This window comes from Anaeromicropila populeti (assembly GCF_900112775.1).
Classification (GTDB): domain Bacteria; phylum Bacillota; class Clostridia; order Lachnospirales; family Lachnospiraceae; genus Anaeromicropila_A; species Anaeromicropila_A populeti.
In genome coordinates, this window is record NZ_FOYZ01000008.1 from 188,663 (window position 1) to 211,046 (window position 22,384).

At 36.5% G+C, this 22,384-nt stretch carries 27 protein-coding genes; 2 read left to right on the plus strand and 25 right to left on the minus strand.

Going from position 1 to position 22,384, the window contains the following annotated elements; translation table 11 throughout:
* Nucleotides 1-18 precede the first annotated feature (18 nt).
* The 6 genes from BM305_RS11645 to BM305_RS11670 all read right to left on the minus strand — a co-directional run bounded on the left by BM305_RS11645 (nt 19) and on the right by BM305_RS11670 (nt 5,638).
* Entirely contained in the window at nt 19-573 is a 555-nt protein-coding gene (locus BM305_RS11645; RefSeq protein ID WP_092560992.1) for a hypothetical protein, read from the minus strand.
* Between the two features lie 22 nt (nt 574-595).
* A complete protein-coding gene (locus BM305_RS11650; RefSeq protein ID WP_092560994.1) occupies nt 596-1,675 on the minus strand; it encodes a HAMP domain-containing sensor histidine kinase in 1,080 nt (359 codons plus the stop codon).
* A 77-nt stretch (nt 1,676-1,752) separates the two neighbouring features.
* Entirely contained in the window at nt 1,753-2,421 is a 669-nt protein-coding gene (locus BM305_RS11655; protein ID WP_092560996.1) for a response regulator transcription factor, read from the minus strand.
* A 104-nt stretch (nt 2,422-2,525) separates the two neighbouring features.
* A complete protein-coding gene (locus tag BM305_RS11660) occupies nt 2,526-3,827 on the minus strand; it encodes a methyl-accepting chemotaxis protein (protein ID WP_177214700.1) in 1,302 nt (433 codons plus the stop codon).
* Complete coding sequence (locus tag BM305_RS11665; RefSeq protein ID WP_092561051.1) at nt 3,814-4,623, minus strand: SDR family NAD(P)-dependent oxidoreductase; 810 nt, start codon at nt 4,621-4,623, stop codon at nt 3,814-3,816. Before BM305_RS11665 ends, BM305_RS11660 begins: the two co-directional genes overlap by 14 nt.
* A 1-nt stretch (nt 4,624) precedes the next feature.
* Nucleotides 4,625-5,638: an NAD-dependent epimerase/dehydratase family protein gene (locus BM305_RS11670; protein ID WP_092561000.1), complete on the minus strand. Its 1,014-nt coding sequence runs from the start codon at nt 5,636-5,638 to the stop codon at nt 4,625-4,627.
* A gap of 692 nt (nt 5,639-6,330) precedes the next feature.
* On the opposite strand from BM305_RS11670, the gene BM305_RS11680 reads away from it, so the two are divergent.
* Nucleotides 6,331-6,996, plus strand: a complete 666-nt coding sequence (locus tag BM305_RS11680) for a hypothetical protein (protein WP_092561002.1) — start codon at nt 6,331-6,333, stop codon at nt 6,994-6,996.
* Between the two features lie 15 nt (nt 6,997-7,011).
* On the opposite strand, the gene BM305_RS18815 is transcribed toward BM305_RS11680, so the two are convergent.
* The 19 genes from BM305_RS18815 to BM305_RS11770 all read right to left on the minus strand — a co-directional run bounded on the left by BM305_RS18815 (nt 7,012) and on the right by BM305_RS11770 (nt 22,032).
* Nucleotides 7,012-7,149 carry an AraC family transcriptional regulator gene (locus BM305_RS18815; protein WP_143099170.1) on the minus strand — a complete coding sequence of 46 codons (138 nt, stop codon included), beginning with the start codon at nt 7,147-7,149 and terminating at the stop codon, nt 7,012-7,014.
* A gap of 100 nt (nt 7,150-7,249) precedes the next feature.
* Nucleotides 7,250-8,377: a tocopherol cyclase family protein gene (locus tag BM305_RS11685; protein WP_092561004.1), complete on the minus strand. Its 1,128-nt coding sequence runs from the start codon at nt 8,375-8,377 to the stop codon at nt 7,250-7,252.
* A 537-nt stretch (nt 8,378-8,914) separates the two neighbouring features.
* Nucleotides 8,915-9,520 (minus strand): DUF6431 domain-containing protein, encoded by a 606-nt coding sequence (locus BM305_RS19145; RefSeq protein ID WP_177214701.1) that lies wholly within the window; start codon nt 9,518-9,520, stop codon nt 8,915-8,917.
* A 394-nt stretch (nt 9,521-9,914) separates the two neighbouring features.
* Nucleotides 9,915-10,175, minus strand: a complete 261-nt coding sequence (locus tag BM305_RS11695; protein ID WP_092561008.1) for a type II toxin-antitoxin system Phd/YefM family antitoxin — start codon at nt 10,173-10,175, stop codon at nt 9,915-9,917.
* Nucleotides 10,176-10,279: 104 nt separating this feature from the next.
* Nucleotides 10,280-10,456, minus strand: a complete 177-nt coding sequence (locus tag BM305_RS19150; RefSeq protein ID WP_177214702.1) for a hypothetical protein — start codon at nt 10,454-10,456, stop codon at nt 10,280-10,282.
* Nucleotides 10,449-10,796: a TIGR04076 family protein gene (locus tag BM305_RS11700; RefSeq protein WP_092561010.1), complete on the minus strand. Its 348-nt coding sequence runs from the start codon at nt 10,794-10,796 to the stop codon at nt 10,449-10,451. Before BM305_RS11700 ends, BM305_RS19150 begins: the two co-directional genes overlap by 8 nt.
* Before the next feature lie 1,159 nt (nt 10,797-11,955).
* Nucleotides 11,956-13,089 (minus strand): DUF6273 domain-containing protein, encoded by a 1,134-nt coding sequence (locus tag BM305_RS11710; protein ID WP_143099171.1) that lies wholly within the window; start codon nt 13,087-13,089, stop codon nt 11,956-11,958.
* A gap of 138 nt (nt 13,090-13,227) precedes the next feature.
* Nucleotides 13,228-13,698: a hypothetical protein gene (locus tag BM305_RS11715; RefSeq protein ID WP_092561016.1), complete on the minus strand. Its 471-nt coding sequence runs from the start codon at nt 13,696-13,698 to the stop codon at nt 13,228-13,230.
* Nucleotides 13,699-13,700: 2 nt separating this feature from the next.
* Nucleotides 13,701-16,088 (minus strand): hypothetical protein, encoded by a 2,388-nt coding sequence (locus BM305_RS11720; protein WP_092561018.1) that lies wholly within the window; start codon nt 16,086-16,088, stop codon nt 13,701-13,703.
* 23 nt (nt 16,089-16,111) lie between these two features.
* Nucleotides 16,112-16,888 (minus strand): DUF4280 domain-containing protein, encoded by a 777-nt coding sequence (locus BM305_RS11725; protein ID WP_092561020.1) that lies wholly within the window; start codon nt 16,886-16,888, stop codon nt 16,112-16,114.
* Nucleotides 16,881-17,405: a hypothetical protein gene (locus BM305_RS11730; RefSeq protein ID WP_092561022.1), complete on the minus strand. Its 525-nt coding sequence runs from the start codon at nt 17,403-17,405 to the stop codon at nt 16,881-16,883. The genes BM305_RS11725 and BM305_RS11730 overlap by 8 nt, the downstream gene beginning before the upstream one ends.
* Nucleotides 17,402-18,004: a hypothetical protein gene (locus BM305_RS11735; RefSeq protein ID WP_092561024.1), complete on the minus strand. Its 603-nt coding sequence runs from the start codon at nt 18,002-18,004 to the stop codon at nt 17,402-17,404. Before BM305_RS11735 ends, BM305_RS11730 begins: the two co-directional genes overlap by 4 nt.
* Before the next feature lie 10 nt (nt 18,005-18,014).
* Nucleotides 18,015-19,418: a phage baseplate assembly protein V gene (locus tag BM305_RS11740; RefSeq protein ID WP_092561026.1), complete on the minus strand. Its 1,404-nt coding sequence runs from the start codon at nt 19,416-19,418 to the stop codon at nt 18,015-18,017.
* Nucleotides 19,418-19,999 (minus strand): hypothetical protein, encoded by a 582-nt coding sequence (locus BM305_RS11745; protein ID WP_092561028.1) that lies wholly within the window; start codon nt 19,997-19,999, stop codon nt 19,418-19,420. The genes BM305_RS11740 and BM305_RS11745 overlap by 1 nt, the downstream gene beginning before the upstream one ends.
* Nucleotides 20,000-20,211: 212 nt before the next feature.
* Nucleotides 20,212-20,448 (minus strand): RhuM family protein, encoded by a 237-nt coding sequence (rhuM, locus tag BM305_RS11750; RefSeq protein WP_092561030.1) that lies wholly within the window; start codon nt 20,446-20,448, stop codon nt 20,212-20,214.
* A gap of 40 nt (nt 20,449-20,488) precedes the next feature.
* Entirely contained in the window at nt 20,489-20,701 is a 213-nt protein-coding gene (locus tag BM305_RS11755) for a hypothetical protein (protein WP_092561032.1), read from the minus strand.
* Nucleotides 20,702-21,085 carry a DUF7768 domain-containing protein gene (locus BM305_RS11760; protein ID WP_092561034.1) on the minus strand — a complete coding sequence of 128 codons (384 nt, stop codon included), beginning with the start codon at nt 21,083-21,085 and terminating at the stop codon, nt 20,702-20,704.
* Nucleotides 21,045-21,488: a DUF7768 domain-containing protein gene (locus BM305_RS11765; RefSeq protein WP_242940525.1), complete on the minus strand. Its 444-nt coding sequence runs from the start codon at nt 21,486-21,488 to the stop codon at nt 21,045-21,047. Before BM305_RS11765 ends, BM305_RS11760 begins: the two co-directional genes overlap by 41 nt.
* Before the next feature lie 133 nt (nt 21,489-21,621).
* Nucleotides 21,622-22,032 (minus strand): sigma-70 family RNA polymerase sigma factor, encoded by a 411-nt coding sequence (locus BM305_RS11770; RefSeq protein WP_177214703.1) that lies wholly within the window; start codon nt 22,030-22,032, stop codon nt 21,622-21,624.
* Nucleotides 22,033-22,145: 113 nt separating this feature from the next.
* Between BM305_RS11770 and BM305_RS11775 the strand changes: the two genes are divergently transcribed.
* The coding region (locus BM305_RS11775) for a transposase (RefSeq protein ID WP_143099172.1) at nt 22,146-22,384 on the plus strand (239 nt) is incomplete at its 3' end.

Here is a 22,384-nt window from a genome sequence, read left to right on the forward strand (position 1 = left end):
AAAACAATCTACTTAGAATTAATTAGTCAGAAGCTTATGTCCTTTTCCACAAATCTCATAGAGCTCATCTCTTTTTTGCTGGATTAGCGGGTTAATTTCCTCATTCCTTTTAAATACTAAATTTTTATACAAAAAATTAGGAAGTATCCAGCCAAGAAAACCTGGTATTGCAAACATAATACACAAGAGGATCAATGGTGGCTCATGTATTACAGCAAATACAGAACCTGCCATAAATGCCGTACCAATTAACCCTGTGGTAAGTGCTGCCATTGTGGCTGTTGCTGTCTTACTACGTTCTAAGCGTTCCATCTGAGCTATGGAATCTTCAAAATGTCTCTGTAGTCTGGTCAGTTCCACACGGTTTATAAGTCCACGTTCTCTACGAAGCTTCAACTGTATTTTCCCTTTAGCATTCGCAGTCTGCAAAGCCCTACTCATAAAACGTTCATCCACTGTCCAGCCAAAATTTTCATAGCTGTCCAGATAAAATCCCACCTTATCTTTATCTACCAGAATATCCTTATATTCATAACCTCTGTATTCTTTTATATGATTTACCTGTTCACTCATCGCATCAGCGCTCCTTCCAGTCCTAACTCTTTTTTCTTTTGATATAATCATAGTATTTTGGCAAAACAATAGAAAATGTAGTCCCACAGCTAAGTTCACTCTTTACAGATATTTCTCCACCGAACATCTGTAGTATTCGAAATACCAGAGCCATTCCCAATCCATTTCCTTCCATTGCATGAGAAGTATCTCCCTGATAGAATTTGTCAAAGACATGCTGCATAGTTTCCTCACTCATACCACATCCCGAGTCTGAAATCATGATGGTCACTGTATCCTCAGATATCTCTTCCTTTATGTCAATCGTGCCACCTTGATCAGTAAATTTAACCGCATTTGACAATAGATTATTCCATACCAGCTCTAGTAAAGAAGCATCTGCTTCGATAAACAAACGCTCATCCAGCTCTGCGGTCAACTCTATTTCCTTTTGAGTCAGCTTTTCTTCAAACTGAAAGATGCAGTTGCAAATCTGCTCATTAACATCAAATCGTACAATCTCAGGATTGATATTCTGTTTCTCAAGTTTATTGATTTTTAGAATATTGGTGATCAATTCTGTCAGTTTTTTCGATGCGGAAAGAATATTTTTCACATAATCCTTCTCCTCTTCTGTAAGATTATCCTGTCGTAACAAGAGTTGCGCATAATTGGAAATAACCGCCAGTGGAGTCTTAATTTCATGGGATACATTCGAAAAGAAATCTGTTTTCAATGTTTCGATACTACCAAGCTCTTCCACCATTTTATTAAAATCCATAATCATAACATCCAGATAATCCAGTTTGTCTGCTGTATGGATTGGTGGCATATACACAGAAAAATCTCCCTTAGCCACTGCATTGGTTGCTTTTGCAAGCTCTTTCATCGGTGTTTCATAGTATTTGACCATCTGTTTGTTGGTGATTAACACAAACAATGCTGCCATCATAATCCAATATATAATAATAATTGCTGCTGTAACACCACTCCATAGTTCAAGCATCGTCAGTAACAGAATCAGTCCTGCATGTACTCCAGCGACAAGCAGCATTACCAAGAATGTAATTCCAAAATATCTAACTGGAAGATGGGATTGTCTGATTTTATCTTTTTGATTCATAGGTTTCCTTTCTTTAAACACACTCAATTGTCATATTTGACATAAACTTTTCATGTGAGTTATTCTCTTAATCTTCCTTAGATTACTGCTTTATAACCAAGTCCACGGACAGTAACAATTTTAAATCCATCACAACCAGAAAATTTATCCCTAAGTTTTGTTACATATACATCCACAGCTCTAAGGCTGGCATCTGTATCGATTCCCCAGAACTCATCCATCAATTGTGCTCTTGAAAAAGTCTTATTCGGATAAGACAAGAGCTTGTACATGATATTGAATTCCCTTGTGGTAATTGGCACCTCTTCTCCAGCAATGATGGCAGTCATAGCGTCCGCATCCATCGTCAAATTCCCTATTGTAAGCTTCCGTTCCATCTCTACATTGGCTCTTCGAAGGAGTGCTCTGACTCGGAGAAGAAGTTCTTCAAAATCGATGGGTTTTACCATATAATCATCAATCCCCAATTGAAATCCCTTCTGCTTGGATGGCAGATCATCCCTTGCTGACATGAATAAAATTGGGACTGTCTTATTTACCTTTCGAACACTTTCCGCAAATTCAAAGCCATCAATCCCTGGCATCATAATATCCGAAATAATAAGTTCAAAGAGATTATTGTACATTGCATCATATGCTTCTTCTGTACTGAGGCAGCCAACTGCATCAAATCCACTACTCCTTAAGAAAGAACATGCTGTCTTGTTTAAATTTTCGTCATCTTCTACCACTAATATATGAATCATATCCATCATCCTCTACTTGTTTTTTCTAATTGTAACATGCTTTTGTTTCAAAATTGTTTCTGTTTCTCTGAAAACAACTTTTTTCAAAGCACCCAAGTTCATTATTATTCCATTATATCCAATTTAAAAAATCTCAATTGTTCGTTCAAAATATCTGCGTAATCACTTAAGTGATTACCTATATCCTTTACATATTGCATTTTTTCTCCTACTACGATTACAGACTCTTGAATACCGTCCATATTAACTACATTTTTTTCTGACAAATGCCTCAACACTTCAATATTACCAATAATCTGATTTTTTAATATATTGCACTTCTCTGTTTTATCATTGATATCGGATACTTCACTTAAGGAATCTTCAATTCCTATATTTACTGTTGCCATGTGTTCTTTTGTCTGTTCCAACTTCTCCCTTTGCTTCGCCACATCTACAAGCACCGTCCCCATAATTGCAAGCATTTTTTCAGACTCTTCCAAAAGATTGGATACTATTTCATAAATTTCCTGAGTCGAGCTATTCGACTGTCCTGCTAGTTTATTGATTTCCTCTGCCACAACAGAGAATCCTGCTCCATGTTCTCCTGCTCTTGCTGCTTCGATTCCTGCATTGAGTGCGAGTAAACTCGTTTGTTTGGAAATATTCGTTATCAATTGGAGTACTTCAGTGATACTTACCGTAGCTTTATGTGTCAAATGTACCTGTTTATTTATTTGCTCAATAGATTCATTTGTTCTCACATTTGATTCATCAAGCTGTAACATCATGTTAACGGACTGACTTCCTGCTATCTTCATTTTTTCAGATGTATACATTAAGTGATTTACACTTTCAAGTACATCACCAACCATAATGCCTATTTCACCAATATGTTCGGAAGCCATATTTATGTTATCATCTTGCTTTTTCGTATCCTCAGTGCTTTCCTGCACGATTCTTTTTATCTGCTCAGAGTCTGTATTTGCCTGTGTCAAAGAGACACTCAGAATATCATTTGTGTCAACTAGCTGATTAGATACCTTTTTGATATCATTCATGGAACTTTTCAATTTGTGATGAAGAACAATAAGTGATTCCATCATTAGGCCAATTTCATCCTGCCTTCCTCCCTTTCTTTCAATCTTAATATCAAGCTGGCCTTCTGAAAGACTCCATATATATTCTTCTATCTTGCGAAGCGGCTTTACAATACTTCTGGCAACATACAAAAGTTGAACTACTCCAACACCTAAAATAATAGCTATTACATATGCAACAATCATATCATCAACACCACGCAAGGACAAAATGGAAACTAGCGTTGACATCATCAATAACGGGCAAAGCGCTGTAGCCAATATTTGACCACGTATACTCTTTTTCACCCTTTTGGGCTGCAAAGTTCCCTTTTTACTTTTTACCATTAATGCTTCCTCCATCACAAAGAATGTCTATCCCTGCTAAATAGCCATTGCGTTCATCCACAGCTGTCGCAAGTGCATATCCTAATTCCTCTGCTGTTCCCATTCTTTTCTCTGCTGTTGTCTTAAGCAAAGATCCACCTTCTTCTGCCTCAAGATTTCCCATATCGGTTGCAATCAGACCTGGACTTAAGGAAAGTACTCGGATTTTACGCTCTCCATATTGGTATGCACATTGTCTTGCATACCAGATCACAAACTTTTTCGACAGACCATATGCCAATCCTGCTGCCTTATACTTATCTTTGATTAGTCTGCTTAGCCCCAACATCTTACCCACAAATCGAGATTCATCGTGTTCCGCCAAGGCAAATACTTTCTTTTTTGCGAGAAATTCTGGAAGGATATAGGCTGAATTTGAAGAAACGTCTAAAATAACACTTCCTTCTTTCATCCTTTTTGAGAATTCCTGGTTTACATATACTGTTCCAAGTGCATTCACGCGAACCAATTGCTCTGGCGTTGCCATGGATGGGGAAAGTCCCGCAGCATGAATTACATTCTTTATTTCTCCCAGGCTCAAAGCAAATTCCGCAAGTTCAATCACCTGTGCACGATCTGAGGTATCACAGGTTTTAGCATATGCATCATATCCAAGTGCTTTCAATTCCTCTACCGCCTTATTTAATTTTGACATTGTCCGACCTGATACTACAATAACCTTATCCTGTGGCATAAATTTTGCCGCAGCAAGTCCCATTCCACTACCGCCTCCGGTAATCACACATACAGTTTTCATATTAAGCAATTTTCCCTTCTTTCTTTAACCATGCAACCTCATCACGTATTGTCTCTTCATAGGAACGTGTCACATATCCTAGTTCTTCCTTTGCCTTTCTGGAATCAAAGCTGTTATTTCTCGCCAGATTGTATACAGAAAATGTTGTCATAAGCGGCTGTTTTCCACTTTTTTTTGCTGATTTCTCTGCAAGTTTTGCAATAATATTTGCGACACTAATTGGTAAGAACATTTTTACCTTCTTACATCCAGCTTCAGCAACTAACATATTCACAAAATTTTTAAATGTTACCTCTTCATTTCCTAAAATATAACTGTTTCCACATTTCCCTTTATCCGCCGCTGCAATGGTTCCCTGTGCGAGATCCCTTACATCACAAAGATTGAATGAGCCATCAATGCCAGCTGGCATTTTCCCATTAATAATATCGATGACTGTTTTTGTCGTTTCTCCCACTGCAAAATCCTCAGGTCCTAAGATACCACTGGGATATACCAGGCATGCATTTAAGTCCTGTTCCCGAACTGCATCTAAAACAGCCTGAGATGCCATGGCTTTTGACTGGCTATAGCAACCCACAACTTTGTCTATATCAAAATGATCTACTTCCTTTATCTTTGTACCTTTTTCAAGTTCCGGAATCGCTCCTGTACTGCTGCAATAGACCAATTTCTGGCATTCCTTGTGTTTTAAGCACATATTAATAATGTTCTTTGTGCCTCCCACATTCACATCAATTACTTTCTGATTATAATCAGGTGATACCGTCACAATACTTGCAATGTGTAAGACGATGGTTTCTGTCCCTTCTGGAACAGTAAAAAATTTCTCTAGTGACTCTACATCACATAAGTCACCCTCTACAATTTCTGCTTCCTTAGGTACATACTTCATTGCCTTATCATTTGGTAGAACGAATGCTCTTACATGGTCACCTCTTTCCACTAATTGTCTACAAATCGTTCCTCCTAAGAATCCTGCCGCTCCTGTAACTAAATAAATTCTATTCTTCATGTGCTTGTTCTCCTTTTCTTTTGATGTTTCTATCTTATCGGAACAATGTTTGACTTCTGTTGCTGTTTTGTTTCTGAATTATTAATTAAAAAGACTGTCTGCATCCATTCTGACAGGGACAGCATCTATACCTGTTACAGAAACATGCGGTATCAACTTAAATATTTCATCAAGTTCTAGTCCTGTACCACAACCATCCAAATGCACTTCAACACATGTGATTATTGGACCATTTCACGCTCCGATGGAATGTATCAAATATGCTGTGCTTAAGCTGGTTTAACAACATTTATTTCTTTCTGCGCTTGAACACCACCAGGATATTTAGGATTTAATTCTCCATTTACTTTAAGGGTTCTCCAATACGGAGTTTTGTCCTCACTTCTTTGATAACTTGCCCATGCAATGAGACTGTTTTAAAAACCTTTAATCTTATAAGCTAATGTCGTTTTACCTATTTCTTAGAATTATTCGAGAATTCTATTATTTAACTATTTGAAAATTGTGAAAACACCTGATGACATTTTTCAATGTTCATGGTATTTATGTTGGCTTTTATATCGTCATGTGTTATTATAAACATGGCGATTAAGGAGGTGGCTTTGCCTGGTTGTCGTAGTTATACTATCATAGTACAATAATGCAGAATATAATTTATATATATTGATTTGGGATATGAGAGGAGACATAAGATGAGCAAAAAAATACTCATAAATGCTATAGGATTGGCAATTATGCTTGCAGTTACTGGCTGTGGAAATATAGTAGATTCTGAAGTACATACTAATGAGAAAATCATTTCTGATACTGCAAAGGAAGAGACAGAAGAGGTAACAGAGAATTCTGATGAAGCAGTTGATCTTTTAGATCAATTTGCAGCTGGAGAAATTGAAGCCGGTTATTATGACTCTGATTACAATTTTAAGATTACAGATCTTAACATGAATCCAGAAGAATGGGATGCATATAGTGTTGGTGATCGTCGTGATTTGGATAATGACGGTGAAGAAGAGCTTATTATGAATGGACCTTATGGCGGAATGTATTTAGATGTCAAGGATGGAAAGGTTATGGTACTAGCTGAGGGAGAAGGTTCTGCTGGTGAGATGACCTTTGTTGATTACGAAAATGCAATTTGGATTGTTCATAGTGATACATCACATACAGGTAGAATGCTTTACAACTTCAAGAAATATAAAGGTGCAAATAACATCATTGATGAATTTGATTTAAGTGCTGAGTACTACGATAAGAAAAAGGACATTTATGATGAAACAAGTACTTTCACATATCGTAATCAGACTATAACTATGGAAAAATTTGAGAAGTTACGTAGCGAAATTCTTGGTATCGAATAAGGTAAGAAAATCCGACTATTCCGTAAACATTCTTTGCAAATGATATTGGGAATAACCTGAGGCATCCGCCATGTCATCCAGATTGATCTCGTCTGAAATATGTTCTTCAATATAGTCTATCAAAAAGCATACGTTCTGCGTATTATTATCCATGAGGTTTACTTCCTTGTTAAAGGATAACAAATTCAAGGACGCCTGTATTCATCCTTGCTATAAAGAAGGAGTGGCATAAAGTGTGATATCCACCCGTATATCATGATGAGTATTCTCCGTACTCACAGCCAGCATTTCTTATTTCAATGTGATCGATCAGCACCTTGTCTTTCCCTTGCTTTTGATACAGCTTGATGGTACCGTAGCCGGTTCCTCCATTCCAAAGACGATTATGCAGTTTTTTGCCGTTGGGCGCTTCATAATTGATGAAGAGCATTTCTTCAATGGGACATTCCAGTGAAAGCTTCATGACAGAATTTCTGTTTGAGGCCGTAATAGTCCAGGTGTTTACAAAGTCGCCTTCATTAAAACTAAAATTGACCTTTGACTGGGTCCAGAATTTTGTAAAATTATAGTCGTACATATGCCCTTCATAAAAAAGACCGCCAAGAATTTGTCTGTTCAAAGGATGCCCGTAAATTTTAGGTCTGCCGCCGCCGAATTCGACAGCCGAATTGCTCAGAACCTTTCCTGAAATGAGACTCCTCATATTGCAGCTGCTAATCCAAAGCCATGGTGACGTAAAATCAGCGCCCCAGTTTTTATCGGCATAACCATAGGATTGATTGGGGATGATATCATAGGGTTCATCATTAAATGTCACTTCGCCAGAATATTCCGTCTTTATTCCTTCTGCATGCCAGAACATTTCAAATGCGTTGATTTTGCGAAAAAATGCGGAAGCACCATAACCAACGTGATAAGAAATTTTCTTATCAATGCTTATATTCCAACTCATTTTTCCTGCGTCAGACATGTATTCCGGATGCTTCGCTGCCTGCTGTGGCGTAATCACGCAGGAACCGGTCATATGATGCTCGGTAAGGAGGCAAGTGCCGACTTTGATGTTTAATTGATCGCTTGCACTGGAAAATTGGGAGATCGGATAAAAGGTGTTGATTTGGCATGCATTTTTTCCCCAAGTACCAACCTTCACCATGGCGTAAGAGGGCTTTACACCCTGGCTCCTGTTTTGCGGCAGCTGCCCTAAAACAGCGGTATCACCGCCCAATGCGGGATTGCACACAAAGTATTCAATAAAAAAAGTTCTTGGTTCACCAGATGCTCTGTTGTATCCTGTGAAATTGTGCCACCACCAGTCATAGCCATTCTTGGTCAATGGACCTTTGAGCATATATAAATTTCTGCTTAAATCACTTTTATTCATTTTCATCACCTTCCAGAAAGAATTGCGTTCAACAGTTAAATCTGAACAATACTCATTTTACATTATAACCATTAGACCTGTTTCCATGCACGGGCAAAATCGCATTTTGAGTGTACAGTTTGAGAACTGCAAAACCACAGAAATGGCTTATTTACTGAACTTTTCGCATTTCATTTCTTATAACAATCTTTGATAGCGTTTGATTCCAAATCAAAATCTCTTAATCCCATTCTGTTTCTTTTCCAGAATACAGATCTGTCATTTTCAGCAATGTGCCATCTGCATCAGTTTTGGTGATGCGGTTCACGTACTGTCCTATTGTACCAATCTTCTCGGCAAGCTGTGCCTGCGTAATTTTATTCTATATACACTTGACCTTAACATCAACTTCTATATTGTTTTTCAGCATCCTAAAATCTCCTGTTTGCAATGGACTAATTCTAACACATATTAGATAATTTATTATACTGCTATTCTGTAAATTTTTCAATTATATACAGGGAAAAACAGACACCCTGCTTTTACACAGAGTGCCTATCATAAATTTGTGTTATCCTTCTTTCTAAATAAATTCATTTGTGTCGTTACTTTGTTACTGTAACCTTTTTCAATCATAAAAGGGAGTGGATAAGTTATGTGGGATGAAAATTTCATAGTAGGTAATAACAGAACAGTAAGAACTTGTGTAAGGGAAACAGAAACAGTGGCAGTACAAAAAGACATCTGCCTAAGATAAAACTCGATAAGGGTCAAATTTCGTTTTAAGAGATTTAATTTTTGATAAATAGTCTGGATTGTACACTTGGTTCTCTTTACCGTTTTGCGAATCGATGCCTGTTTTATCCTCACTTGTTCACACAAAAATAGCACTACTGGTAAAGAATACACCTGAAAGGGAATACAATCCCATGGAAGTATGCTGTGGGTAGAATGGCAAGACTGACATTTTAAGCGAAGTATTTCAAGTGATTCAAATACAACCTCTCCTGTGGTAGATAGGTATGTAATAGAACGTAAATAGGTACCGTGACGGTGAAATTTTGCTTTCGCACCGCATTTTGGGCAGGTATACGCACATGTGTTATTATTATTTAAAATTTTTTTCTTATAGTCCTTGCTAAAAACCTGAAATTCGATTATCATAAGAGTGTGTTTAGATGTTTTATTACATCTATGTTTGGAGAATGGAAGGTACTTTCGTCGGTGGCCTTCCATTTTTTAATTAGTTACATTCAAACAATAACAAAGGCTATGATAATTTGCAACTACTTTTGCATTTTATGATAGCCTTCTTTTTTTAATATGGAGAAAATAAATAGCAAATAAACTTGATATATTTGGAAAAAAATTTTGCAAATCTACAACTAATAATATATCCTCGGAATATGAATACATTTTGGGGCCATTCTCCAAATTATCATATACGTGTTCAATCTCTCCAATAAGATTGCCTGCTGCTTGTGGATTTTTCAATTGATTAATAATATAATGTATAATATAATTCAACAGTTCTTCTGCACGTTCTGTAATCGTAAGATTATATTTCGGATTTCTCTCTCAAGTTACCAAGAGATTGTCTTGCATCCTTTATTTTTCCTGACTCAATCTCTCTTTCAGAAAGCTCCAGTTCACGATACATATTTAATCTCTTCATTGTACTTTCATACATTTCGACACTCATGATAACCATATCTCCATACCCATTCTTTGTAATATAGATTGGTTCTTCTGCTGCATGTACCAGTTCTGAAATATCTGCTGTATTTTTTAAATCTTTTATCGGAATAATCTGTGGCATAACATCCACCTCCTTGTGACTTAATTATACCATCATTATACCATGACAGCAATCAATTATTCTTTTTTAATTAATATACACTACTCTTATACTTCTATTAATATTCAAAGTAATCCAAGCCGTCTAAAATATCCATCAAGACCTGTTTCAACAAAAGGTACAAAATCATATTTGCGTATTTCAGAGTTATGACGATTGGTTAATACCCCAAGGTGGCTATACTGCTGCAAGCCGACCGCTGATTTCTTTAACTGAACATAATAACAATCAAAACTACTCAAAAAACTTTCCCTTATGAAAATTCTCATTTCCAAGTTTCTTTGCCGTCAGTCTAAACATAACGCAACCATCCGGACATACAATCTCTTTACTATATTTACTAGTTCCTCCTATATTTTCTAAATCTCCACCGCTTCTTACAGCCTCCATGATAGGAAACATAATCATCATAGCTTTGGAGCAAATACCCTGCCCATCCGTATTTACAGGACAGCCATAGGTGCAGGTATACTTATCTCCGACTTCCTCGCCATTTCGGCAATAATGCTCTGTATGATCGCCACGCAAAAACCCAATTACCTCGATTTCCCATTCATACTCCTCATCATACCATTTTTTCATTCTAAACCTCCAACTTCAAATTTGTTTCTCATTGTTTTTAAATAATCTCCGTTTATCTATATTAGTTCCATATACTTCTTAATAATTCCTGCCTTCAGCGTTAATATGTGACGCTGCAAAGGAAGTATCCTCATGAATAAAAGACCAATATTACACTTATTAATCTGCTGCCAGAATTGCTCATCAGCAATCAAACAACCGCTTAAAAAATTATTCGCTTATAGCAAAAGGCAAAACCAATGGTGTCCATATGCTGATATATGCATTGACACTCCTGATGACCACGAAGAGAAAATATTCCAGCAAAGAAGATTGGGATGCTCCTATCTTTTACTCCATCAAAAGAGGACACAAATCATTACATCATTCAATGGTCAGGAGGACTGTAAAATCTTTAACGCTACTTATCATTATCGTATTTTTAGTAATAAGAAGCAGCCTATTTTACAACATTTCTTTCTCCACAACCTACCCAAAAGTAATCCTATCACCTCAACTATACGACTTTTTCACAGTAAATATATTCCCACAGAGTAGTCATTTTACAAAAGGTTCTGCTATTCTGCAAATCAGCAAAATACGCAGAACCCTTGCTTTCTACACTTTCAAGCCTTTTACTTTTACACCCTTGACATCATTATTACTGTCTCAACGTGCGTGGAAACAAAAACAAAAAATTCTTTTAGCTAGCTTCATATCCGTAAGCGTCAACTCTATTTCAAGACATTCTTCATATATTAAAAATGTTGACATAAAATGCTCCATTCTGCCGTCAGTATACTAACCATGGCTAGTTTTCTTCTCCATGTCAAAGGGAGTAAATGCATCCGCATTTCACCAAAATATTTACATTTCATGAATCCATACGAGACTACCGCTTACAAGCTCATAGATATTTTCTCTAGATATGGATTTTCACTTTACAATGCACTTTTTCTTATTACGAATAGTATATCTCTTCACTACACATTTATAGCCATGTTAGTACTATGCTCTTAAATCTTTCAACATAGTAAATCTCATTTCACCTATAACATCAAATTCTTTTTATATCGACTAAATCTATCTTACAACGAGAGCAAACGTTGGACTTTAATCTATCGGAATTGATTTTAAAAGAACAAAAAGGTCTAGAGTTCTTTAAAATTTTATTTCTCGATTACTTCGTTCTGAACCACATAGCTGGAAAAACCATAATATCTTTATTAGTTATAGTATAACCATAATTCATAACTGAACCATTTTCTGACAAAAATGCTGCACAACTCTGAATATGACCTGGAGAACGCAGCCAAATGTTACTATCTATATCAGAAAGTATTGTTCTATACTTTTTCGCTTCATCAATGTCAAGTACAAACACATAATCTTGTGTTTCATCTCCACCATATGTACCATATATATCATTATTTTTATTACTAATATTTTTTAATATAATGTTTTTTTGTTCTTCTTGTGAAAATGTCTCATTTATAAACTTAGAATTAAGATATTTGCGAAGTGAAGACTCTTCCCACGTAATGTCCTTCAATATATTATTATAAGCTATTGAGGAAATATTTTGTTTTTTTATTAAAAGTGCTTGGTTATCTTGTTTATCAATTATTATCCATTCACAATTTCCTACCATAACAGTTTTTCCAATTTCACTTTTCTTAACTACCTTTTTTTCAGCCTCAATCTTCTTTTCTCTACTATCCTTATAACAATCTAGCATGCTATAATTTTTTAATGCAGAATCATATGAACCTAATTTCATATATATATTTGCTATATGATATTGCACAAATGGACTTCCTAAGCTATAAAAAAACATAGTCACCAAAAATAATATTATTGCTTTTTTAACCATATTTCTCTTAGCTTCTTTTTTATAAATGCTAATCCCCATTTGAGTGCATTGAATAGCTTGTAAATTAGAATCTTTATATCCTTCAATTTTTGTAAACTCATCAACTGCTATTTTGTAATCTTTAAAACTTTTTGCATTATCTTTGTAATTATATGCCCGTTCGTAAATATTTTTTTCAATATATTTTTTTTCTTGTGCTGCGAGTTGTTTACATAATTTAGAAAGTTCCACAGAATCTTTGTATTCAGATATATCATCGAAATAATCTGCAGTCTTCAAATACATCTTAATCTTTTCATCAGACATCATCATACATCTAATACTTCTCATTAACTTGAGTGCTTTTATATATTTTTGTTCTAATCCTCTATCCTGCGCTAAAGGTAGTATTTTCTTTTTATCATTTTCTAAATCTTTTTTTTTCATCATAATACTTTTCATCTTTTAATAACCTTTCAATGCATTCTTTCCTGCCGTTTCCCAGTCAATATCCTTTCCCTGATACACATCTGAAACAATACTTCCTACTCCGCCTATGTTCAAATTGTATTATGGTATATTTTTCATCACATAGTCATTCTACTTTCGACTCTTTATCCTAATATATTCAACATCAACAACTACTTTACTAAATTTTAGGTAATGGTACACCGTTCGAAACTTTTCTCCCTTTACCATCTTAGATTTATCCTGTGCATATGTCAAAATCTTATCATACAAAAGTATTTTAACCTCTTTTCCATCATCAGCAGTAACTTTTATTCTCTTTCCGCATGGTGAATGTCCTTCGCTAGCATAGATTGAATCCATTCGTTCCTCTTGTCCCTCAATGGTTTCTGTATGGAAAAAGATGATGTCTATCCAGTACCCACGTGAAGCAGAATAACCTCCCATAAACCAAACTGTTCCAAATACTAATCCAAGCACCCAGTACAGTTTTGTTTCTGCACCAAAAATTCCATAAATCAAGAAACACAATCCAATTCCATAATTCAGCAGACTATTTACAGCATGTTTCGTTGTATAACCTAAAAACATAAGTCGTTTCATTTTTACCATCCTTCTAAACAACAAGACATATCTTCTGAAAATATTAACTGCAATTTTTCCTTCGATTTCAATACGTTTTGCGTATGTTCCTTAATTTTATTCATTTGGTCTCCTGCAAGTCCAGATGCAACAGTTTCTCTTGTGCCGTTTGTAACAACCAACCTCTGAACACCTGTATATGCTTTTCCTAAAAGTGGCATAGGATTTTCTTGAACAAGTCTTGCCAAATCATTGATTCCCATTTTTGCACCTGAAACTTTGTACAAGTTTTGTATGTATCTTGCTGTTGCATTGCTTCCATTTACTATATTATCCCCCATAACATTTCGAATAAAACTTTTGGCACCATTCTTGGAACTGCACCATTCTTTTGCTAATTTACTTCCGTTAGCTCCTAAACCGTAAGATAAAGCACCACCAAGAGCACCACCTAACCCACCAAATGCTGAATTCCAGAAGAAATCTGATGCTTTCACGTCATAAGCATAATCCTTTTTATTTAGCAGCCATTCAGTTGCCGTACCAGCCAATCCACCTAATGCCCCACCCTTGGCTGACAAGCCGACATACTTCATAAATCCCATTCCTGGTCCTGGTCCAAAATAACCGCATACCGCACCACTAACTGCACCTGATAACCCTTTATATACATATTTCTTTGGGTCACTGACATTTCCGTCCTTATAGTCGCCGACTGCTACAAAACCTACTGCTACAGCTCCACCTACTGCTGCACCAACTGTCATAGAAGTTACTGTAGTAGAAGCAATTGCGCCCACTGCTGCAAGTGCAGCACCTCCAGTAAATACTACTGCTGCCGCAACTGCCACAACTGCTAATCCTGCAAGCACACCTAATGCAAGTTTCCCCCAATCAAACTTTCCTTTCTTTGGTGCATCATCAAACGGTGCGTATGTCACATGTACCGTCCCAAACATTCCACTAGTGTCACCGATGAGATCTTTACAATTAAAAATACTCAAACCTGTGCTAGGATTGGCCAGAGTAGCAGGTGAAATAGCTCCCCCTGTCTGTGCCATCATAAAATTCAGCTTTGACTGGATATTGACAAATGGTGCTTGAAGTTTAATCCCTTCTCCAGCTGTAAAATTCAAGGTTTTCTTACTTCCAATTGTAATTCCATTATTATCATCTAAAATCAGTTTATGGGGTGCACTCTCTACTTCTCCTTTTTCTGTGGTATCACCTGCAAGACCCATAGTATCAGGATTCAGATACATCTGTTTTCCATGCTCCGTAGTAAAACTGCGTTTTGTAGAATCTGTGGTCTTTGGACAGGTCGCTCCATTGGTTCTGATACAGTTCACTACTTTAGCTCCCTGCTCGTCCGTGTTATTCATATACAAAGATACACGAGTTCCCACTTTAGGCATGCAATACATCATATTACCTGTTGGAGGCGTCCAATCGTAATCAAATGCTGTAGCTTCCTTCTGTCCTTCATCTATATCTAGATGAATCTTAACAGTCTCAGACTTAGTCTTAATTACGGTACCTAAAATTGACATACCGTTAATCTTTGTATTGAAATACTTTCTGTTCTTCTCTAATCCCGACTTTCCTAGCTTATATGTAAATATTAGTTCACCATCCTGAATATCTGCGTGCTTTTCTATAATTCGCAATGCCTGGTTTCGAAAATGTACCTGACTGCCAATTTGGAACTGTTCCGTACTCTTCACCAGGTAATACTGATATTCACTCTTTGGAAGAGGATTCTGCAGCCCCCCCATTGTAAAATATTTTTGTTCTATCCCTGTCTTGTATTCGTTTTCAAGGAACTTACATGCACCACTCTGCTCTGGAATACCGAACCAGAACCGGGGCAACGGATAGGTACACTCTGGAATTAGCACTGCATTTAGGTGACTCGCCATGCGCTTTATAAATTCCCAATCTGTTTCTAAATACTGAATGACTGGTTTTCCTATTTTGGTATCTATACCTACACGAAATAGAGCACTAGCCCTACTAGTATCCGTTAATACCGATTTTATTACCTGCTTATAAGTCATACCTATATCTTGAAAGCTTCTGCTCTTTGCCTCCATGTCAAGAAGATAAGATCCCGTATATGCTACTGCTTTTGCTGTAAAATACCCATTTACTTCCGATACTTCTACATTTCCAATCACTCCTGAAAAAACAGGTGTAGAAATTTCATGCCCTTTCCCATCTAATTCCCTTAAGGATATCTCCTGATTTTTTAACTGCGACTGCATAATGGCATCACGTGTTGCTTCATTAATTATTCCATTTACTTTAAGTACACCATGTTCATTTGGAACAATACTCATACTAACATCACATAATGTTTCGAAAGAAATACATCCTGTAATTTTTAATTTATCATAACTTAAATTGCTCATCTTTACCTCCGTAAATTCCAATGTTACTTAGGTGGCAATGTTTCTTCATCATCCTGACCCGAATCTACAACTTCTATAAGTCCTTGATATTTACATACTAAAAATGATCTAGGAGTAATTGCTGGTTCTGTCCCAACAATTGTAGTTTCATGAGGACACATCCATTGTGATACGATTATCGGAACACAAGGAGTTCCTTTTACATTTCCCTCTCCTGCACCTGCTATTGGTCTGCCATAGACATCTCTTGGAACATCCGCAACAAGCAGAACCGATCCTCCCGTACTATTTTTTCCACTAGAGCAAACACCAAATGTAGGAATGTTAAGTGCATCACCTGGCAGAGAATCTGCTACATTCATAAGTGGTCTCTCTTTTGTATAAACCCCATGACACTCTGGTAGATTCAATCGTCGATAGTGACTTCCACAGCTACAGTGCATCATTGCACCACGTACAAGATACTTTTCTTTTTCCTGTTCATACTGTGCAAGCTCTTGTTGGTAATTTTCCATCTGCTCTAATGAAGCTTTATCTTCATCAGACATCTGTTCTTTACATTCTTCTTTTGCAACATCTGGAAGTGAATTCCATTGTGCAAGAGCACTATCCATCTGCTCTTTCTCAGCTTGGATACTCTCACTTCGTGCAGATTGGCTAAGTTCTGATATTTGTGTATCCAGTTCCTGGCTTTTCATCTGCGCTGATGTTTCTTGTTGCTTTGCACTGACACTACTTGGTGAATAACCATCTGTGACAGTCTTCATTTTTCCATCTTCATCAAAATAATTATTATTCATCTTCTGCTTCACCTCGCACTTGTAAAGGGATAATCGACAAACCTCTTGCACCTCTTCTTAAAATACTCTCAAGTATATCTAGACGCATCACCGTATAAGTACTGTTCTGATATGTGAATTGAAAAATCGTCTTTTCCTTAATCTTTGAATATTCTAATTCTATTTCTGTAACCAACTGTCCTTTCTTTAACTCACAGTTCATTTTCTCCAGAATAGGCAGATGATATAGTTCTGTCTTTTCAAATTTTCCATCCAGTAACGCAATTTGTTTAAAAATAGTTTTCGGTTCATACATCGCAATTACTTTTCTAACAGTTTCTGTTACAAGAAGAAACGGAAAAAAAATCACATCGATAAATACAGTATCTTTGTTACTTCTAATTGGAAGTACTAACCTCTGAGGCAACAGATGGGATCTGCCCTTCTCTATGTTTTCTATCCTGATCTTTTGAAACCAGTCAATCAGAAAAGGAGCATCTGTATACTTTTTATCTGATTCTACTAAAAAATATTTCATTCCTCTTCCTCTTTCTTATTAATTACCTGTAAGCATTTATAAGTTCCCATGTATTCTCCGATACAGATAGTTATATTCTCTTCTTTCTCAAGTTCCGTATACACCTTGAGTTTTTCTATCAGCGGAAGTAAGTTCTCCAGTATTTCTTCCACAAAACGATAGTATCCAAATGCATATGAACGCTTCATTTCCTGTAGTTCATATGCCTTCATTCTTGGTACTTTGCTTTCTATTCTTCTTCCAATTTTCTCCCAGTCTTCTTCCACATATTCGAATATCCCACTGACATCCCAATCCTCATAGACTTCCTCTTGGTCTACAAAGAAATCTTTATCAAACACATCTATCTGATAACCGAATTTATCCTGTAGAATATTACTATGCAAATAAGAAAAATATAGTATCTGTACTTTGCCCTTCTTTCCAAGTTCCTGAAGCTTTTTGGTTCTTGTCAGTACCCGATTCATAGCTCTTACAAAACTATTTGCATAGTCTGCTATATAATCATCGATTTTATTTGCAAGCCTTTCCATCCCTATTTCCATATATTCCATACAGATTGGAATTGCTGCACTCATTATTTCATTCGTTCTGTCCATACAATAACCCCTATATCATTTTGACTTGAGAACCACTTAATTTAATATCATCTTCCATGGTTAATGTAGTATCTCCCTGCGTTAATGCAATTTTATCTGGTGCTACAATATGCAGATCTTTTTGTAGACTCGCAATATTAATTCCTTCCTCAGACTGAATATTGATTGCCTTATCACTTGTAATACTAATTCCTTCCTCATCCACTATTTCAATTGACATTCCTTTATTATTGGTCATTTTTATAGAATTCTCCGTAAATAATAATTCTTTTCCATATTTACTCTTTAATGATTTATTGTCAGGATTACTTCTCGCTGATGCATTTTGCCCTTCTAAATGCACTGCACTAATTACATATGCATGTTTTTCTTTTTCGCTTGGAAAATACACTCTTACTTCATCACCGTTTTCTGGCATACAGTACCACCCTGTACCATCTGCAGAAGAGTAGACCGTTGAGTAAGGGAACCATTTTGCTGTACCCGAATCTTGTGTTCCATCTGCTTTCACACATACTTTTACTGTATCACCTTTTACATCAATAATATTAGCTGGCAGAGAAGCACCAATCATCTTTTCATTGTTCTTATGCCTCATCAAAAAACCCGCTTTATCCTTTAATATGTAACTATGTACTAATTCTTCTCCTTCAAAATAAGATTCTACCTGATACACATATAAGGTTTTTCCCTTGAATTGGATCTTATCACATATCTGAAGTATTTCACGGCTCTTCACAACATAAAACATACTGTTTGCTTCACTTAATCCTGAAACCTTGTTTGCTGTTTTATTTATGTATTCCTTTATGTCCTTATGCATCGAATACTCTGTACTTTTAAGTTGATGAACAGCTCCAGCCGTTGGTAGTCCAAAGTAATACTTAACCCCTTCTAAATTACTGGCAGGAATTATACATGCTTGAAAATGACTGGCCATCCTCTTAATAAATTTCCAGTCTGTTTCTTGATACTGGACAACTAAATCATTCAATGTCTTTCCGTTCCCAAGATTCATAATGAAGTTTCCCTGCTCATATTGATTCGTTATCTTTTTCAGAAGTTCCTGATACTGCATACCTGCATTCTGGTAAGTATAAGTATGCTCAACATGATCCATCAGAAATGTACCGCTCATTAACGACACTTTCATTTTATATAAGCCACCCTGTACCTCAATATTTAAGTCAGTGATTATTCCTGAAAATAAATCTTCACTGCCGCCGTCAAGAGCTTCTGCACTTATTGTTACCCATGTATGGGATTGTCCTAACGAAATATATGCTTCTTCCCTATCCTCTTCTATATATCCTTCTATAACTGCTGTTGCATGTTCATTAATTTGTTTTCTAATTAGACATTGTAACACTGACTGAAATTGAAATGGTGCTACTTTTATCTTCCATCCTCTCATTATTCTTCACCTCTTGTTAAATCTTTTATTGACTGTATCACCTGAAATGCCGCCTCTTTCCAGTCAGCAGACTCCTGATCCATACAGTTAAAGATTCCGTGTAAAATATTTTTTCCAATAGAAGTTACGTAAACAATATTATATATGTCTGCATCAATAGCTGATGCCTTATAATCAAACCAGCTTACTTTTGTTTTACCTAATTCCCATGTATCATTTTCATAAAATACATTCGCTGGCTGTACTTTTTTTATGATACTTTGAAATCCTTTACACGTATCCTCAATATCTTCCTTATCGATCTCCATATCAAATAAACTGAATGTGAAATTTACTGAAGAACTTAAATCTGTCATTATAATCTGTGGTCTTTGAGAAGAAGGGTATTTCACTTGTGCAATTGCTGAAGGCATCTTAACAAATGTGTCAGGAAGCCAAATTTCCATTCGCTCATTAAAGAAATTAAAACATTTGAACTGCATTACCTCATTTCTTATGTACATACCCGTAGAAATTTTATTATATTTTTCTTTCATTTTCTTTCTTTTTTCCACAATTACTAATTCATCTAAAGAACTCATATGTTGCTCTCCTTTTCCTCAAATAATCCTCTTATTATTATGACATATATACATACTATCGTCAAACTGAATCCAAATATAACCTTTTCTATATAATTCAATTTAGATTACAAATTATTTATATTTTGCACTGCATTGAATGTTGAAATGTGGTAGTAGAATCATTTTGGAATCACTTGTATCCTATATTTATTATTACTTATGTGGTATTTCTAGTAATTCCTCAAACTCAAGATTCTTCTCGATTTTTCTTTCCAGTCGCTCATATGCATCGGAATATGCTGCTTTGCCTGGTCTTCTGCGTAATCTAGATACATGGTTACAATCCGATATAAACTTTCTATTTCTTCTCGATTTAAATAATTCTTCGCTACTGTTACATCTGATTTATGGACTTTTGCTCCTTTAAATGAAGTCAGCCCCGTGCAGACGGAGTACAGTTCAGCCATCGCGTGGAAGAATATGCGGATAACAATGCATGCCGCCCCATTACAATTTCTCCGCCAACACTGCCCGAATCTGCTCTACGGTTACTTTCTTCTCCTTGGTATCTGCTTTTGCAGTATGTGCCTGCTTATTCAGCATTGTATCCTCTGCTTTATCTGTACATGGATTTACCATCTCTGTCTGCCCCGCAAGCATCCGAAGACTCTCCGCTACCATGGAGAATCCTTCTGCCATCTTCAATAAATCACTGCCCATCTAACATTCCTCCATATCTTCCAATCGTCTTACTAATTCCTCAGAGAACATGGTACACAGCAATAATTCCTCTCCGATTTCTCTTGCATCAAAGTATTTCGCCCGGCGGCCATATTCCAGGCAGGCTTCCTCTATCAGACTGCTTTTTTCTTCCTCTTTTTCATTTCCAAATACCCATATTTCGTCCACCTGTTTTGCCAGCCTTAAAGTCAGCAAATGTTCAACCGCTAATCCAATCTCATCCATGAAAATGTTATGGAAATTCAGATAAGAGCTGATGGGCAGGACTCCCTTATGAGCGGCAAAACGGCAATATTCCAAAACCCTGGCCCGTTCATTTTCCTCATTTCCCGTTATTTTTGTTACAATCATTACCAGCTTCATCCGTCATTTCTCCTTCCTGCATCTCTTTGAACCAGACCGGGATCCCATGCTCTACGGCAAACTTCACTTCCTGCGCCATGCCATCCGTTGTCTTTCCATATACCCAGACTTCATCACACTCCTGCTTCAGTTCCAGTCCCATAGAAATCCCATCCGTACGCTCTTTGAGACTATCCTCATTCAGAAATTGAGGAAATATAAGATGCGGGGCTATCGGGAGACAGCCTTCCTTGTATGCCTTTCTACAGTACCTTGCAGCTTTTTCGCTGTTTCCTTTTAAATCTCCACGGAAAGCGCTGCATATAAAATCTTTTTCATCTTTTCCTGCTATCCTTTCCGCACATGGCTGATGACTTCTTTTTTTCTGAAAGGAACGACAGGAATCCTTTTTTGGTTCTCTCATTCGTTACCATAATTCTTGAACAATCCTCTCCGCTTACAATAATCCGCACTGTCCTCATGGCTAAAAACCTCCTTTCCTTTTGAGGCATTTTCAAAGCCTCTATCTTATAGCCACGGGAAAATGAATTTTTAAACTAATCCAAAAGTTTTTTTATCTTATCCGGTATTTTTTTCAGTCTCTTGGATACAGCCATTACTGAAATACCTAATTCTTTTCCGATTTCAACCATGGTCTTATCCTCAAAATAATATTTCTTAACGATTATGGAATCCTTACGATCCAGTTTCTGAATGGCCCGGTGTAGCCTTTCTTTCTCATCTGAATGAATAATGATTTGTTCTACATCAGCCCTATTGTCAGCAAACTGCATTGGACGATACCCATCATGGTTTTCCTGCATGAATTCCAGAGAATTATGCCGTCTCGTTTCGGCACGGTTCCTCCTGGACTGCATTTTCTCCATTTCGATGATAACTTCACCAATATTGTCATCCACTTCTATTTCAAACTTCTCTCCGGTTATAAACTCATAACTGATTCTCATGCTGCTCCTTTCTTTACCCGTGAGTAAAGCGGAGCAGCAGGTGAATAGGTTATAATAAATTATACAAATCATATTCGGTCATGATATAATGAGAAAAATGGAGGATAACTATCATGGCAGGAAAAGTAAAAAATTACACCGATGATTTTAAAAAGCAAATAGTCGCATTAAGGCAAAATGGTAAACCAGCAGCAGAAATAGCTAGAGAATATCAACTGGCTAAATCAACAGTAGTGAAATGGACAAATGACTATGGTAATACAGGTTCTTTTAAGGCTAAAGATAACAGAACTGACGAAGAAAATGAGTTGATTCGCCTTCGTAAAGAAAATAAACAGTTATTAATGGAGAA

Coding starts and splice junctions, on each gene's coding strand:
- BM305_RS11735 (WP_092561024.1), bottom strand. CDS start 18,004: ATGGACAGAACGAATGAAATAATGAGTGCAGCAATTCCAATCTGTATG.
- BM305_RS11720 (WP_092561018.1), bottom strand. CDS start 16,088: ATGAGCAATTTAAGTTATGATAAATTAAAAATTACAGGATGTATTTCT.
- BM305_RS11650 (WP_092560994.1), bottom strand. CDS start 1,675: ATGAATCAAAAAGATAAAATCAGACAATCCCATCTTCCAGTTAGATAT.
- BM305_RS11725 (WP_092561020.1), bottom strand. CDS start 16,888: ATGAATAATAATTATTTTGATGAAGATGGAAAAATGAAGACTGTCACA.
- BM305_RS19145 (WP_177214701.1), bottom strand. CDS start 9,520: ATGATAATCGAATTTCAGGTTTTTAGCAAGGACTATAAGAAAAAAATT.
- BM305_RS11715 (WP_092561016.1), bottom strand. CDS start 13,698: ATGAAACGACTTATGTTTTTAGGTTATACAACGAAACATGCTGTAAAT.
- BM305_RS11745 (WP_092561028.1), bottom strand. CDS start 19,999: ATGAGTTCTTTAGATGAATTAGTAATTGTGGAAAAAAGAAAGAAAATG.
- BM305_RS18815 (WP_143099170.1), bottom strand. CDS start 7,149: ATGGATAATAATACGCAGAACGTATGCTTTTTGATAGACTATATTGAA.
- BM305_RS11770 (WP_177214703.1), bottom strand. CDS start 22,032: ATGAGAATCAGTTATGAGTTTATAACCGGAGAGAAGTTTGAAATAGAA.
- BM305_RS11665 (WP_092561051.1), bottom strand. CDS start 4,623: ATGAAAACTGTATGTGTGATTACCGGAGGCGGTAGTGGAATGGGACTT.
- BM305_RS11760 (WP_092561034.1), bottom strand. CDS start 21,085: ATGAAGCTGGTAATGATTGTAACAAAAATAACGGGAAATGAGGAAAAT.
- BM305_RS11765 (WP_242940525.1), bottom strand. CDS start 21,488: ATGAGAGAACCAAAAAAGGATTCCTGTCGTTCCTTTCAGAAAAAAAGA.
- BM305_RS11645 (WP_092560992.1), bottom strand. CDS start 573: ATGAGTGAACAGGTAAATCATATAAAAGAATACAGAGGTTATGAATAT.
- BM305_RS11710 (WP_143099171.1), bottom strand. CDS start 13,089: ATGAAAAGTATTATGATGAAAAAAAAAGATTTAGAAAATGATAAAAAG.
- BM305_RS11655 (WP_092560996.1), bottom strand. CDS start 2,421: ATGATTCATATATTAGTGGTAGAAGATGACGAAAATTTAAACAAGACA.
- BM305_RS11660 (WP_177214700.1), bottom strand. CDS start 3,827: ATGGTAAAAAGTAAAAAGGGAACTTTGCAGCCCAAAAGGGTGAAAAAG.
- BM305_RS11670 (WP_092561000.1), bottom strand. CDS start 5,638: ATGAAGAATAGAATTTATTTAGTTACAGGAGCGGCAGGATTCTTAGGA.
- BM305_RS11680 (WP_092561002.1), top strand. CDS start 6,331: ATGAGCAAAAAAATACTCATAAATGCTATAGGATTGGCAATTATGCTT.
- BM305_RS11685 (WP_092561004.1), bottom strand. CDS start 8,377: ATGAATAAAAGTGATTTAAGCAGAAATTTATATATGCTCAAAGGTCCA.
- BM305_RS11755 (WP_092561032.1), bottom strand. CDS start 20,701: ATGGGCAGTGATTTATTGAAGATGGCAGAAGGATTCTCCATGGTAGCG.
- BM305_RS11695 (WP_092561008.1), bottom strand. CDS start 10,175: ATGCCACAGATTATTCCGATAAAAGATTTAAAAAATACAGCAGATATT.
- rhuM (WP_092561030.1), bottom strand. CDS start 20,448: ATGGCTGAACTGTACTCCGTCTGCACGGGGCTGACTTCATTTAAAGGA.
- BM305_RS11730 (WP_092561022.1), bottom strand. CDS start 17,405: ATGAAATATTTTTTAGTAGAATCAGATAAAAAGTATACAGATGCTCCT.
- BM305_RS11700 (WP_092561010.1), bottom strand. CDS start 10,796: ATGAAAAAATGGTATGATGAGGAGTATGAATGGGAAATCGAGGTAATT.
- BM305_RS11740 (WP_092561026.1), bottom strand. CDS start 19,418: ATGAGAGGATGGAAGATAAAAGTAGCACCATTTCAATTTCAGTCAGTG.